The organism is Streptomyces sp. NPDC005955 (assembly GCF_042871255.1).
GTDB lineage: Bacteria > Actinomycetota > Actinomycetes > Streptomycetales > Streptomycetaceae > Streptomyces.
The window spans coordinates 1-13,560 of the sequence record NZ_JBIAIF010000008.1; the positions used below are offsets into that span (position 1 = coordinate 1).

Annotated in this window: 13 protein-coding genes; 5 read left to right on the forward strand and 8 right to left on the reverse strand. The window is 74.1% G+C overall.

Annotated elements, in window-relative coordinates:
• The 3 genes from ACFYOU_RS20245 to ACFYOU_RS20255 all read right to left on the reverse strand — a co-directional run.
• Window positions 1–354 (reverse strand): ATP-binding cassette domain-containing protein (locus tag ACFYOU_RS20245; RefSeq protein ID WP_391307266.1); only part of this gene is annotated, 354 nt, incomplete at its 3' end.
• 87 nt (window positions 355–441) lie between these two features.
• Window positions 442–1,287 carry a DUF4097 family beta strand repeat-containing protein gene (locus ACFYOU_RS20250; RefSeq protein ID WP_391307268.1) on the reverse strand — a complete coding sequence of 282 codons (846 nt, stop codon included), beginning with the start codon at window positions 1,285–1,287 and terminating at the stop codon, window positions 442–444.
• An 87-nt stretch (window positions 1,288–1,374) separates the two neighbouring features.
• Window positions 1,375–1,896, reverse strand: coding sequence for a hypothetical protein (locus ACFYOU_RS20255; RefSeq protein WP_391307270.1), 522 nt, complete (start codon window positions 1,894–1,896; stop codon window positions 1,375–1,377).
• Window positions 1,897–2,182: 286 nt separating this feature from the next.
• Here ACFYOU_RS20255 and ACFYOU_RS20260 point away from each other — a divergent pair, with 286 nt between their 5' ends.
• Together ACFYOU_RS20260 and ACFYOU_RS20265 are read left to right on the forward strand one after the other, a co-directional pair.
• Window positions 2,183–3,247 carry an ATP-dependent DNA ligase gene (locus tag ACFYOU_RS20260; protein ID WP_391307271.1) on the forward strand — a complete coding sequence of 355 codons (1,065 nt, stop codon included), beginning with the start codon at window positions 2,183–2,185 and terminating at the stop codon, window positions 3,245–3,247.
• Window positions 3,248–3,338: 91 nt separating this feature from the next.
• The gene (locus ACFYOU_RS20265) at window positions 3,339–4,304 is read left to right on the forward strand and encodes a DUF3048 domain-containing protein (RefSeq protein WP_391307273.1); all 966 of its coding nucleotides are present in this window, start codon (window positions 3,339–3,341) and stop codon (window positions 4,302–4,304) included.
• Between the two features lie 18 nt (window positions 4,305–4,322).
• On the opposite strand, the gene ACFYOU_RS20270 is transcribed toward ACFYOU_RS20265, so the two are convergent.
• Complete coding sequence (locus ACFYOU_RS20270; protein ID WP_391307275.1) at window positions 4,323–7,025, reverse strand: AAA family ATPase; 2,703 nt, start codon at window positions 7,023–7,025, stop codon at window positions 4,323–4,325.
• 284 nt (window positions 7,026–7,309) lie between these two features.
• On the opposite strand from ACFYOU_RS20270, the gene ACFYOU_RS20275 reads away from it, so the two are divergent.
• The gene (locus tag ACFYOU_RS20275) at window positions 7,310–8,329 is read left to right on the forward strand and encodes a DUF2510 domain-containing protein (RefSeq protein ID WP_391307277.1); all 1,020 of its coding nucleotides are present in this window, start codon (window positions 7,310–7,312) and stop codon (window positions 8,327–8,329) included.
• A gap of 130 nt (window positions 8,330–8,459) precedes the next feature.
• Here ACFYOU_RS20275 and ACFYOU_RS20280 read toward each other — a convergent pair whose 3' ends face one another.
• Window positions 8,460–9,107, reverse strand: a complete 648-nt coding sequence (locus ACFYOU_RS20280; RefSeq protein ID WP_391307279.1) for a TetR/AcrR family transcriptional regulator C-terminal ligand-binding domain-containing protein — start codon at window positions 9,105–9,107, stop codon at window positions 8,460–8,462.
• A 322-nt stretch (window positions 9,108–9,429) separates the two neighbouring features.
• Here ACFYOU_RS20280 and ACFYOU_RS20285 point away from each other — a divergent pair, with 322 nt between their 5' ends.
• On the forward strand, window positions 9,430–10,377 hold the full coding sequence (locus ACFYOU_RS20285; RefSeq protein WP_391307281.1) for a hypothetical protein: 948 nt from the start codon (window positions 9,430–9,432) through the stop codon (window positions 10,375–10,377).
• A 118-nt stretch (window positions 10,378–10,495) separates the two neighbouring features.
• The gene (yidD, locus tag ACFYOU_RS20290) at window positions 10,496–11,038 is read left to right on the forward strand and encodes a membrane protein insertion efficiency factor YidD (RefSeq protein WP_391307283.1); all 543 of its coding nucleotides are present in this window, start codon (window positions 10,496–10,498) and stop codon (window positions 11,036–11,038) included.
• Here the strand turns inward: yidD and ACFYOU_RS20295 are convergent.
• The 3 genes from ACFYOU_RS20295 to ACFYOU_RS20305 all read right to left on the reverse strand — a co-directional run bounded on the left by ACFYOU_RS20295 (window position 11,026) and on the right by ACFYOU_RS20305 (window position 13,427).
• Complete coding sequence (locus ACFYOU_RS20295; protein ID WP_391307284.1) at window positions 11,026–12,375, reverse strand: 6-phospho-beta-glucosidase; 1,350 nt, start codon at window positions 12,373–12,375, stop codon at window positions 11,026–11,028. The genes yidD and ACFYOU_RS20295 overlap by 13 nt on opposite strands.
• A 124-nt stretch (window positions 12,376–12,499) precedes the next feature.
• On the reverse strand, window positions 12,500–13,051 hold the full coding sequence (gene ssuE, locus ACFYOU_RS20300) for an NADPH-dependent FMN reductase (RefSeq protein WP_387010532.1): 552 nt from the start codon (window positions 13,049–13,051) through the stop codon (window positions 12,500–12,502).
• Between the two features lie 298 nt (window positions 13,052–13,349).
• Window positions 13,350–13,427, reverse strand: coding sequence for a putative leader peptide (locus ACFYOU_RS20305; RefSeq protein WP_385491244.1), 78 nt, complete (start codon window positions 13,425–13,427; stop codon window positions 13,350–13,352).
• Window positions 13,428–13,560 lie beyond the last annotated feature (133 nt).

Sequence of the window (13,560 nt, forward strand, 5' to 3'; positions counted from 1 at the left end):
CGCCATGAGGAGCATGTTCTCCTCACCCGTGATCAGACCGTCGACCGCCGAGAACTGCCCCGTCACACCGATCACCGACCGCACCCCCTGCGGTGACGTGGCGAGGTCATGACCCGCGACCTGTGCCTGCCCGCCATCGGCCGCGATGAGCGTGGAGAGGATCTGCACGACCGTGGTCTTGCCCGCACCGTTCGGGCCGAGCAGGGAGAAGACGGTGCCCGCGGGGATGTGCAGGTCGATCCCGTCGAGGACGACCTTGTCACCGTAGGACTTGCGCAGTCCGACGGCGGAGACGGCGGGGGGCGGTGTCCGACCATCGGACTCATTGGGCATGGGCATGACAGATGAAGCCATGGGGCTCTCCCGATCGGGGGCAGGAACGGACTGGAAGGGACGGGCGGGGACGCGAAGGGAAGGGAACGAAGGGGGAGGCGGAGCCGATCAGACGCGGGCGCGGCGGATGTCGATGTTGCCGTGCCGGGTCCGGGCGCGGACCTTGACGGTGCCCTCGACCTCCTTCGGGGCGTCGGACGTGGTGAGCCCGTTGCGCACCTGCCCGGAGCTGGAGCTGACGTCGAGCCAGGCGGCGGTGCCCTCCCGGATGCCGACCTCGATGGAACCGTATGAGGTCTCCAACTGGACCGTTCCGCCTGCGACTTCGGCGACGCGCAGGGTGCCGTGGGCGGTGGTGGCGGTGACGGAGCCCTCGGCCCGTTCGATGTCGATGTCGCCGTTGACCCCGCGCACCCGCAGGTCGCCGGCCGCGACCCCGATGGTCGTGGAGCCGTGCGAGTTCTTCAGGACGGCCGAACCCTCGACGCTGCCGACGCGCAGACTGCCGGAGCTGGTGCTGATCTCGGCCGTCCCCTCGATCCGGTCCACGGTGATCGAGCCGTGGGAGGCGGTCAGTCGGAGGGGCCCGGTCGTGTCGAGGCGGACGTCCCCGGAGGAGGTCCTCACCTGCACTTCACCGAGCCGCCCTTCGCCGAGCACCTGGGTCCAGGCGCCGCCGACGTCGACGTGTGAACCCGCGGGCAGTTCGACCGTCACGTCGACGGTGCCGGGACGGGCGAGGGGGTTGCGCGGCTTGGGCGTCCGGATGGTCAGGACTCCGCCCGCCTGGGTGACCTCGGCCTGCTCGGCCGACCGCACGTCCTGGTCCTTCGCCCGGTCCCGGGGCTGCACCTCGACGACCGTGTCGATCCGGTCGCCCGCGGTGAACTGGATGGAGCCTGAGTACACATGGGCCTTGACCGCGATCGGCTCGGGCGTGTCGAAAGAAGGCATGGCTGTCCCGTCCTCTGGGTCCTGTGAGGTGTTCTCGGCGTCCCCGCTGGTGAACGGGGCGTGGGTGGAGTCGTTCGGAAGGGCCGGCTAGTGCACCCAGCCGGTGAAGCTCTGACCGACGGTCCTGGTCTTTCCGGGGGTACGGGGGCCGGCGGCACCCGTGTCGACGGCGGCCGACACGACGCGCACGAGCCAGGCGTTGACCGACAGGCCCTCGCGGCTCGCGGCCTCCTCGGCGCGGGCCTTGAGCGGGGCGGGCAGGCGCAGATTGACGCGGGCGGTGCCGCCCTCGTCCGTGTCGGTGGGGACCGGAGGCGGGGCGGGTGCGGGCGCCGTCGCGTCGAGCGTTTCCGCCCGGTCCTCGCGCTGCGGCAGCACCACCACGAAGTCGGGGTCGAGGCCCCGCAGTCGCACGTCGACCGAGCCGGGGGCGAGTTCACGGGTGATCTCGTCCATGGCCGCGGACAGCACGTTGAGCAGGGTCAAGCGGGTGGCCGACTCCAGCGGGGCGGTCAGCCGCTCGGCGAGCTCACGGGCTTCCCCACCTCCGGCCTCGGCGGCCACCGCGAGTTCCCTGCGGAGTGTTTCGACGTACGGCGTGAGGTCCATGACGCAATAATGGCACCACTTTGGCGCCACTGGCAAGTGCGACAGCGCCACCGATGACACGAACCGGCACCCCAGGTCACCCGATCGCCACATTCATGCAGCTCACAGCGGTGCGCGCCCATCTGGCGCCAGAGCACCACAGGATGGCGCCGAGTGGCGCCACATGGCACCACTCGGCACCCATCGACCCCCTACACCCACACGGGCACTCCCGCACGGGGCCCGCATCGGACGCACACCCACCTCAGATCGGGCCGAAAATCCACACATACCAGACAATCGCCCTATGGATCTGCCGGTGATGCCACCCGTGAAGCCGATGCTCGCCAAGTCCGTGAAGGACATCCCGCCCGGCATGCAGTACGAGGCCAAGTGGGACGGCTTCCGGGCCGTCGTCTTCCGCGACGGCCCGGAGGTGGAGATCGGCAGCCGCACCGGCAAACCCCTGACCCGCTACTTCCCCGAACTGGTCGGGGCGCTGTCCGCGCGGCTACCGGCCCGGTGCGTGGTGGACGGGGAGATCGTGATCGCCCGGGAGGGGCGGCTCGACTTCGACGCACTGACCGAGCGCATCCACCCGGCCGACTCCCGGGTCCGGCTGCTCGCGGAGCGCACCCCGGCCTCCTTCGTCGCCTTCGACCTGCTCGCCCTCGGCGACGAGGCTCTGCTGGAGGTCCCGCTGGCGGACCGGCGCGCCCTGCTCTCCCGGGCACTGGCCGGGACCGTCGCCCCCGTGCACCTGGCACCCGCGACGACCGACCCCGAGGTGGCGCGCGTCTGGTTCCGGAGCTACGAGGGCGCGGGCCTGGACGGGATCGTCGCCAAGCCGCTCGACCTGCGGTACCGGCCGAACGAGCGGGTGATGTTCAAGGTCAAGCACGAGCGGACCGCCGACGTGGTCGTGGCGGGCTACCGCTTCCACAAGTCCGGACCGGTCGTCGGCTCGCTGCTGCTCGGCCTCCACGACGCGCAGGGCACCCTCCAGCACGTGGGGGTGTGCGCGGCGTTCCCCATGAAGCGCCGGGCCGAACTGGTGACCGAACTGGAGCCGCTGCGGATGGAGTCGGCCACGGACCACCCGTGGGCGGCCTGGGCACAGGAGTCCGCGCACGCGTCGGCGCGACTGCCGGGGGCACCGAGCCGCTGGTCGGGGAAGAAGGACCTGTCGTGGGTCGCGCTACGGCCCGAGCGGGTCTGCGAAGTGGCGTACGACCACATGGAGAACGGGGCGCGGTTCCGGCACACCGCACGCTTCCGCCGCTGGCGCCCGGACCGGACGCCGGCAAGCTGCACGTTCGACCAGTTGGAGGAGCCGGTGCGCTATGACCTCGGGCAGATCCTCGGCCCCTGAGCGTGCCGTCCGCGCGGGCGCGGGCGTTCGCGCGGACGGACGGTCCGGTTGGTCGTACCGTGGAGATCACGTCCGTCACCGGGGGTGCCAGATGAAGGAACCGATCAGTCGGACCCGCGCAGCCGGGCGGACCCGGCGCGCGGTCACCGTCACCGTCGCCGCGCTGGTGCTGGGTGTGCTCGGCACGTCCTGCTCCGGCGGGGGCCCGTCGCCGCAGGAGTCGGAAACGGCCCCCGCGGTGGGCCCGGTGCTGGCCGTGAAGGTCGACAACGTGGCCGCGGCCCGTCCGCAGACCGGCCTCGCCGCGGCCGACGTCGTGTACGCGGAACAGGTCGAGGCCGGGTTGAGCCGGTTGTTGGCGCTGTACGCGACCCGGTTGCCCGACACCGTGGGCCCGGTGCGCAGCGCCCGCGAGTCCGACCTGGAACTGCTCGCGCAGTTCGAGGACCCCGTGCTCGCCTTCTCCGGTGCGCAGTCCAAGCTGCTCCCCCTGATCGAGGCGGCGCCGCTGCGTCCGGTGCCGCCCGACGGGGCGCCGGCCGGGGCGTACACCCGGGATCCCGGTCGGTCCGCGCCGCACGACCTGATGCTGCACCCCGCGAAGGTGGTGGACGGGCCCGCCGGGGCGGCGGCCCTGGCACAGACCGGGTTCCGCACGGGCCCGGCACCGGCCGGCGGCGAGCAGGTCGACGAGCGGACCGTCAGCTTCCCGTCGGCCCGGTTCACCTTCACCTGGTCGGCCGACGAGGGCCGGTGGCTCGTCTCGATGGACGGCCGCCGGAGCACGGAGCCGAACGGCACCCCGGTGACGGCGGCGACCGTCGTCGTCCAACGGGTCGAGATCCGCGATTCGCAGTTCCAGGACTTCATGGGCAACAACTCGCCGTTCACGGTCACCGTGGGCTCCGGTTCCGCCGAGGTGCTGCGGGACGGGCGCGCCCACGAGGGCGAGTGGAAGCGGCCGTCGGCCTCGGACGGAACCACCTTCACCACCCGCGACGGCAAGCCGCTCGACTTCGCGGCCGGGCCGGTCTGGGTGGTGCTGGTGGCCCGCTGAGCCGGTGGGGCCGGGCCGTCAGTCGCGGGTGCGCCAGGCGGCGAGCGCCGCTTCCCCACGGATCACCAGACCGTCGGCGCCACAGGAGCGGGCGAGCGTGAGGCCCCGGTTCACTTCGGCGGCGGAGCGGGCCGCGATGCCGTAGTCGATCCGGGCGACGGCGTGTTCGTAGGCACAGGGCGACGCCTCCAGATAGGCCACCGCCTGGGCGTAGAGCGTGACGGACCGCTGCCCGGTCTCCAGCGCGGCGGCGCACCGCAGCGCCTCCCCCATGGCCGTGTCGGTGCCGAGGCGTTCGGCCTGGGCACGGGCCACGGCGGCCAGTTCGGCCGCCCGTGCCGGGTCCTCGCGCACCAGCGCGCGGGCCAGGTCGGCGGCCCAGGGCGCCATCACCGTGTTGTGCCGTCCGCCGACGGCGGCGGACTCCTCGGCCGCCTCCAGCGCCCGGACGCCCTCCGTCACCCGCCCCGCCTCGATCAGCAGCCGGCCGCGGACCGAGTGGGCGTCCGGCATGATGATCGTGGACGGGTACGGCGGGGTGATGCCGTACTGCTCCACGACCTCCATGGCCTGGTCGAGGTGGCCGCGGGCGACCAGGGTGTCGATCAGCATGCAGGCCGCGTCCCAGTGCATCGGCAGCCCGGAGCCCACCCGGTCGGCCAGCCGCAGGCCCTCGCGCAACAGTCCCTCGGCGTCGGCGAGCCTCCCGCGGCGGCGCAGGACGAAGCCGACGAAGGCGTGGGCGAGCGCCAGGTGGCCGCCGCTCCAGCCGCGGGACTGGTAGACGCGCAGCGCTTCGCTGAAGAGGCTCTCCGCACGGTCGAGCCGGTCGGTGAACAGGTACGAACTGCCCAGCATCATCAGGAGTTCGAAACCCCACTCGGTGTCGGTCCAGCCGAGACCGGCCGGTAGGACCCCGTTGACCAGGGACCGGTCGCACAGTTCGACGACGGCCTCGGCGCTCTCACCGCGGGTCATGGCGTCGAAGGCCCGGATGATCAGGAGGGCGCGTTCCGTGTTGTCGCAGCCGGTGAGGGGTTTGACGAGCGCGGCGAGGCTGTCGGAACGGGTGGACGAGTTCACCTTCTCGGCGTGGATGCCCTCCCACATGTACCGCAACGCCTGGAGGCGCAGTCGCTGGGGGCCGGGCTCCAGGTGGCCGGCCTCCTGGTCGATCACGCGGACGGCTTCCTTCAACTCGTCGTTGTGGACGAGGGCCTGGGCGAGCCGACAGACCGCGTCGACCCGGTCGTCACCCGAGAACCCGGGCACGGCGAGGGCTTCGCGCAGATGGGCGACGGTCCTGGCGGGCGCGGTCAACAGCGTGGCGCAGCCGAGTTCGTAGAGGACGTGTCCCTGGAACTCGGGCGGCGGGGGCTCCCTCAGGGCACGTTCCAGACAGCGGACGGCGGCCTCGGGCGCACCGACGGCGAGGCTCTCCCGCGCCGCGGCCCGTAGCTGCTCCACGAGCTCGGGGTCGTCGTCCGGGTGGACCTCCAGGAGGTGGCGGGCCACGGCGGTCGGTGACCCGCCGGTGTCCAGGACCACCCGCGCGGCCAGGCCGTGCATCAGGGTGCGGGTGGCCGGTCTGATCGACTGGTAGACGGCGCTGGCGATCAGCGGGTGCACGAACTCCAGCCCGTCGGACCCGGTGGCGGGGACCGCTTCGGGCTCGGCGAGGATGCGGGCCGCCCGGAGTTCCGCGACCCGGCCGTGGGCCACGTCCTCGGTGACCCGGGCGAGTCGGGCGACGACGGGCAGCGGGATGTCGGTGCCGAGGATGGCGGCGGCCCGGGCGAAGTGGGCGGTCTCGGCACCGAGTGCGTCCAGCCGGGAGATGAGGCCGCCGTCCCGGGCCGCCTTGTTGAGGCCGCGCAGGGCGTCGGCCGAGGACTCGGTGGGCTGTAGGGCGCGGTCCTCGACCTTGGCCAGCAGTTCGACGGTGTCGTACGGGTTGCCGCCGGTGACGGCCCACACCTGGCGGCAGAACGGGTCGTCGGCGTGGGCGCCGAGGGTGGCCCGGGTGAGCTGGGCCGCCGCCTCGGGCGTGAAACGGTGCAGGACGCTGTGGAGTTGGGCGGCTCCGCCGATCCGGCGCAGGTACGGTGTGGCCGCGTGACCGGGGTCGAGGGTGCGGTGGGCGACGACGACCAGGACCCGCGCCTCGTCGAGGTGTTCGGCGAGGCCGGCCAACCAGCGCAGGGTCTCGGGGTCGGCCCACTGGGCGTCGTCGATCAGCAGGACCAGCGGGAAGTGCTCCTTCGCGAGGTTGCCGACGACGTGGACGAGTCCGTCGAAGACGGCCTGCGGGTCGACCAACGCTTCGCTCGGTTCGGCGATGCCGAGGGCGGGACCGGCGATGCCGTACCACTCGTCGAGGTGTCCTCGCGCCTCGTCGGGGGTGAGGGTGATCAGCGCGGGCTGGATCAACTGCCGGACCACGTGGAAGGGTACGGAGGTGAGCGTCTCGCCGCTGCGGGCCGACCAGACGACGCACCCGGCGCCCTGCGCGGTCCGACGGATCGCGTCGAGCAGCGCGGTCTTGCCGATGCCGGGCTCACCCGTGAAGACGAGCAGGCGGCCGGGTGGTGCGGGGCTGCCGGGCACGGTCGCGGGCCGGTGCCGGCACAGGTCGGCGATGGCTTCCCGAGCGGCGTCGAGTTCGCGGTCGCGTTCCCACAGCTTCCTCGCGCCGGCCGCGTCCGGCCGTCCCTGCGTCATCCCGCGTCCTCTCAGATCACCCAACCGGCGTACAAACCAACGAGATTAGCCCGCCGGGACCCGAACGCGCCGACGGACGGGCAGGTTGCCCCACGTCGAGTGACGGCACCGCCCCGAGCAGGGCGAACGGGCGTTCTGCGCACGGGGGGTCAGCCCGTCGTCCACCGAGGTGCGTGGGGCCACGGTGGACGGGGGTGGCCGGAACACTGCGCCGCTGGTCACAGCCCCGCTACCGATCTGCCCCCTCTCATCCGGATCTCAGGAGGGGCTCCTACTGTTGCGTCATGACCCAGATGACGCCGCCCGGCTGGTACCCCGACCCCGGGCAGACAAGTGACGGGCCGCCGACCGAACGATGGTGGGACGGCACCGCGTGGACGGAACAGACCCGGGTGCTCGGCGCATCGGGCGCCTGGGGTCCCCCGACCGCCCCGTCCTGGCCCGTGGCGCCCCCGACCTCGAAGCGGCGCAAGGCGATACGCGCGGCGATAGGCACCGCGGTCGCGCTCGCCGTGCTCGGCGGCCTCGCGGGGGGAGTGTACGCGCTGACGCTGGACGACGACGGGGGCGACGACCGCACAGCGCCGGCCCCCACCGCCTCGTCCGCCGCCCCGGAGGGCACGCAGTCCCCGGACGGTGCGCAGCCCCCCGGTGGGGGGCCGGAGGACGCCGTGCCCAGCACGCCGGACGGGTCCGGTGGGCCGGGCGGCCGGGACGGCGGCGGCCCGAGCGGGCCGGGAGTACCGGAGCAGGGGGCGCCGCCCTTGGAGAAGGGGTACGCCACCGACCTGGCGAGCGGCATCAGCCTGCCGGTCCCCCAGGGGTGGACCGGCCAGTCCTCGCCCATCGGGGCGCAGGTGACCACCGGGCCCTACAAGTGCCCGGGCGACACCAAGAGCATGTGCGCGCGGGCCGGCGCGAACTCCGGTCCGGCGAAGGCGTTCAAGCGGAACCAGTCCTCGGCCGAGGCGATCGCGAAGGCGGACATCAAGGAGGCGGCCGAGGAGGCGTACGGGAAGAGTTCGTACGGCGGGATCACCTCGCACAGCGAGGTGGCCGCCCGGTCGGCCACCGTCGCGGGCGGCAAGGGCTACCTGGTCCGCTGGAAGGTGATCACCGAGAAGGGCGACGACGGCTACGTGCAGACGCTGGCCTTCCCCTCGCCCCGGGACAAGGGTCAGTTCGTCGTGGTGCGGTTCGGTTTCGACGTGAACGACAAGGCGCCCGAGCTGTCCGTGATGGACGACATCACCAAGGGCATCAAGAAGGCTCCCAAGGGGTCGGGCAGCGGTCGACCGGCCTGATCGTCGGACCGGGAGCCGGACGGGTCCCGTGTGGCGGGGACCCGTCCGGCCCGGGGTGCGCGCCGCCCCCGTCCCCACGGTGCGGCGCTGACGGGCCGCCGCGGGTCATCCGTCCCCGGCGGCCCGTCGCTCACGGGGAGCGGTCGGCGGTGACCGCTCCGTGGAGGCCGAAGGCGGGCAGGATCACGGCGTCCACCAGCCGGATCAGGTACTCCGGATCGGCGAAGCGGCCCTCCAACTGGGGGCGGACCCGGGTGACGCCGAAGAGCAGGGCCGCGACGTACTCCGCGGCCGGATGCTGCGCACGGATCTCGCCCCGGTCCACCGCCCGGGCGAGCATGGCGTCGAGGGCCACCAGTTCCGGTTCGACCAGCGCCTCGCCCAGTGCCTGCTGGAGCTCCTGGTCCTGGAGCGTGGTGTGGCCGAGGGCGTGCAGCAGCCGGGTGTCGTCGCAGGACTCGGCGCCGGCCGCCCGGGCGGCGGCGCGGAGGTCCCCGGCCAGGCTGCCCGTGTCGATGCCGGCGAAGCGGGGGCAGCGCTCGGAGCGCAGGGCGGCGGCCACGAAGCGGGGTTTGGTGCCCCACTGCCGGTAGAGCGTGGACTTGCCGCACCGTGCACGAGCGGCGACGCCCTCCATGGTCAGCGACTCGTACCCGCACTCCCGGAGCTGGTCGAGCGCGACGGCGAAGAACTCCCGCTCCCGCTCGGGGCTGATCTTCGAGCGGCGGGCCGGAGCCGCTGTCCGCGGTGCCGGTTCCCCTGGGGTGCCCGTGGTCATCGTGGCTCCGTCTCCCTCCGTGCGTGGTGCGCGTCGCGCCGCTCCCGGGGCCGGTCCCGCTGCCGTGGCGGTAACGATCCGGCGACCCCATCGATACGTGAGTGTACCGATACGGGCCCGTATCGGTACACTCACGTATCGATGGGGTGTCGCGCGGCCGGCCCGTGCCCGGGCTGCACGGTCCGCACGGCACGTGCGCCGCCGCACCACCCAGCAGCTCTCACACGAAGGGGCAGGGAATGGACTCCCGTACCGGGGCATCCCCGCCGGAGCCGCACCGGGCGCTCCGCCGGCGCCCCCTGCCCCGCTCGGGGGCGCAGCGATGAACGCCACCGCCGTCGCCGTCGCCCTCTCCCTGCTCTCGGCCGTCGCGTACGCCTCGGCCGCCGTCGCCCAGGAGCGGCTCGCCGCCCGGAGCCGGGACGGACGCCACCTCCGCGGGCTGCTGGGCGCCCGGGTGTGGTGGGGCGCCGTGGCGCTCAACGCGGGCGGCGCCCTGCTGCACGTCGCCGCCCTGCGGTTCGGGCCGCTCACCCTGGTGCAGCCGCTCGGCGCCCTCACCCTGGTCGCGGCGGTGCCCCTGGGCGCCCGGCTCGCCGGACGACGGGTGGGCCGCCCGGAGTGGCGGGGGGTCTGCCTCACCCTGGCCGGACTGGGCGCCCTGACGTTCGCCGCGTCGGGGCCGGCGCCCGAGGACGCCCTGTCGCTGGGCGAAGCACTCGGTGTCGCCGGGGTGTCGATCCTGCTGCTGGGGCTGCTGGCGTGGCCCGGGGCCCGGCCGGGGCTGCGGCACGCGACCGCGTCCGGCATCGCCTCCGGGGTCGCGTCGGCGCTCACCCAGACGGTGACCGTCGCCGCCACCGCGACGGCGGCCGGGCTGCTGAGCACCCGGGTGGCCGTGGTGGCCCTGCTGGTCGCCGGCTTCGCCTCGGCCGGTCTGCTGCTCGCCCAGACCGCCTACCGCCACGGGCTGGGTGCGCCCCTCGCGCTGCTCACCCTCGCCAACCCGGTGGCCGCGTCGGCGATCGGGATCGCCCTGCTCGGTGAGGGGTTCCGGGGCGGCGCACCGGGGCTGGGGCTGGCCCTGGCCGGTGCGGTGGTCGCGGCTCGCGGGGTCCTCGTGCTCAGTCGGGCCTCCGTCGGGCTCCGGGACGCGGGGCCGGGCGCCTCCCGGGTCGTCGTGTCCGGCACGAGCGTGCCCCGCCCCGGCCCGCGGGACGGTCTGAGCAGCGCCGCGGACGCTCCCCCACCGCTGACGCCCGCCCCCTGACGGGCCGTCCGGACCCCGTACCCCCGGCCACCGGGGTCGACAGCGGCCGGTCGCGGCCCGGTCGGTACGGTCGGACCCGGCACGGTCACCAGCACGGGAACGACGGGGGCGGCACGGCATGGACGAGCGCCGGGAGGAACACGGGCGTCACCAGCGGCGGCGGCGCAAGGACGGGGCCTCGGGGCGGTACCGCTCCCGGCGGGACGGGCCGCCGGAGGAGGAGAAGGACGGCTGCTGCACGACCGCCATGGACACCTACGTCGGCCACTACTACTGCTGTCCGGCGAACTGGTTCCCGGTGCTGGTCCTCCTGGCGCTGCGCCCCGGCTCGACGCAGGGCACGACGGGCCCTCGCGCGCAGCGCACCGACCCGGCCGCGCGCCGCCCGTCGGGGACCGTCGCGGGTGTGCTGTACTCGGCCGTCGTCCGGTACCGGACCGAGGTCAGCCCGCGCCTGCCCGCGCGCTGCCCGTACCGTCCGTCCTGCTCCACCTACGCGGTGCGGGCGCTGGAGCGGCACGGGGCGCTGCGGGGCGTCCGGTTGACCGTGGGCCGGCTGCTGCGGTGCCGTCCTTCCCGGGCCCGGCGCCGGGGCGGCATCGACCCGGTTCCGCCGGTCGGCCGGGCGGCGGCGCGCGTAGCACGCGGCTACCGGAGGTAGGCGAGCCCCGGGTGCGCGCGGGCGTACCCGTCGACCAGTCGACGGGCGACGGACACCGAGTCGACCAGGGGGTGCAGGGCGAACGCCTTGACCGCACCGGCGCGCGAGCCGGCGTCCGCCGCGGCCATCGCCTCGCGCTCCACCGCCTTCACCCCGGTGACCAGGGCCAGGGCGTGGGCGGGCAGCGGGTCCACGGGCAGCGGGTGGGCGCCCCGGGAATCCACCCGGCAGGGCACCTCGATGACCGCGTCGGAGTCCAGTCCGGCGAGGGTGGAGCGGTTGCGGACGTTCAGGACGAGGGTGGCCCGCTCGTCGCGGGCGATGGCGCGCATCAGGGCGAGGGCCACCTTCTCGTAGCCGCCGGACTCGGTGAGGGACGCCTCGTCGCGTTCGCCCGCTCCGGCCGCCTCCCGGCTCTCCGCCATGTACGTGGCCTCCCGTTCGGCCCGGACCTCGTCCCAGGTGGCGAGCGCCGGGACGGTCGGATCGGACGCGCGGGCGTAGAAGCGGGCCTGCTGCTGGTGCAGGAAGGCCCCCCGGGTGAGGTCGGCCTGTTGGTAGGCGCGCACGGCCTCCCGGTTGAAGTAGTAGTAGTGCAGGTACTCGTTGGGGACGCAGCCGAGCGACCGCAGCCAGTCCGCGCCGAAGAGCCGCCCCTCCTCGAAGCTCTCCAGGAGCGCTGCGGACGTGAACAGGCGCGGCAACTCGTCCTTGCCGTCCACCCGGAGCGCGCGGAGCCACCCCAGGTGGTTCAGGCCCACGTAGTCGACCTCGACGGTCGCCGGATCGGCGCCCAGCGCCCGGGCGACCCGGCGCCCCAGCCCGACCGGTGAGTCGCAGATCCCGATCACCCGGTCGCCGAGGTGCCGGGACATCGCTTCGGTCACCAGCCCCGCCGGGTTGGTGAAGTTGATGAACCACGCGTCGGGCGCCACCTCGGCGACCCGTCGGGCGATGCGGTCGACGACCGGCAGGGTCCGCAGCCCGTAGGCGATGCCGCCCGCGCCCACGGTCTCCTGCCCGAGGACCCCTTCGGCCAGGGCGATCCGCTCGTCGGCGGCGCGCCCCTCCAGTCCGCCGACGCGGATCGCGGAGAACACGAAGTCGGCGCCGCGCAGGGCGGTGTCGAGGTCCGTGGTCACCCGCACGCGCGGGGCGTCGGTCACCGCGGCGGTCGCCGCCTGGTCGGCCAGCACCCGGGCGATGGTCCGCAGCCGCAGCGGGTCGGTGTCGTACAGCACGACCTCGTCGACCCGGCCCTCGCCCCGGTCCCCGAGCAGGGCTCCGTACACCAGGGGGACCCGGAACCCCCCACCACCCAGAACGACCAGTCTCATCGCGCCACCGCCCTCGTGTTCCGACCGCATCCTATGCGTCCGGGGCGCGTTCGCCGGGGGTCGCCGCAGCGCGCGGGCGGGTGTGCGGTCCGGGTGCGTGCCGGGCCCGCGCCCGGGCGGGGGCTCAGCCGGTGGTGGCGAGCGTCGGGGCGCCGAGGGCCGCGGAGAAGCGGTCGAGCACCTGGGTCACCGCCTCCGCCGCCTCGGGCGCGAGGGTGAGGCTGTCGTCGGCCTCCACGGTGATGTGCCGGTCGAGGGTGAACCACCCCTGGACGATGTGGTCGGCGCCCATCGAGTTGAGCACCGGCCGCAAGGCGTAGTCGATGGCGAGCACATGGGCGTTGGTCCCGCCCGTGGCCAGCGGCAGGACGGTCTTGCCCTCCAGGGCGTACTGCGGCAGCAGGTCCAGCAGCGACTTCAACAGCCCCGAGTACGCGGCCTTGTAGACCGGCGTCCCGATGACGACGCCGTCGGCCTGCGCGAAGAGCGAACCGGCGTGGACGATCGCGGGGTGCGCGAAGTCCGCTCCGAGCAGCGGCTCGGCGGGCAGGGTGCGCACGTCCAGGGCTATGACCTCGTGTCCCTGGTCCCGGAGTCGGGCGTCCAGGTGCCGCAGCAGGCGGGCGGTACGGGAAGTGGCGGAGGGACTACCGGAGACGGACAGAACGGTGGCCATGGGAGTTCCTTCGGGTCGAGAGTGCACGAGCGAGCGGGTGGGCCCGCACGTCCCGCGCCGCGGGAACGCGACCACGGGAGCGGCGCGGGGCGGTGGACGAGGTGCGGGCACGAACGGCCCGGGAGCACGCAACGGTGGGAGTTCCCGGGACGAGCGGGTGGGGAGGCGGTGGCCGGTGTGCTCGCGCACGGACCGGGAGGCGCGGTGCTGGCTGGCCCCACAGGGGGCGCGGAGTCCTGCCGTGGAGAGCGTGCTCACCCGGGGTCGCGGGGACCGCGAGCGGCGTCGGGGCCGGCGGTCAGGGGCGACAGAAGGAGCTGGCGACGCGGGCGAGGTCGACGTGGCGTCGCCTCGTGAGTTCCTGTCGTTGCCGCATGCACTCGATCAAATCAGGCGTGGGTCAGGACGGTCAAGGCCGGTCGCTGCGGGGGAAGTCCCGCAGGTGACGCGCGCCACGGCGGGAGCGGGCGACCTCGCCGCCCCGGCCGGAGCGGGCGGGTCCGGAACCC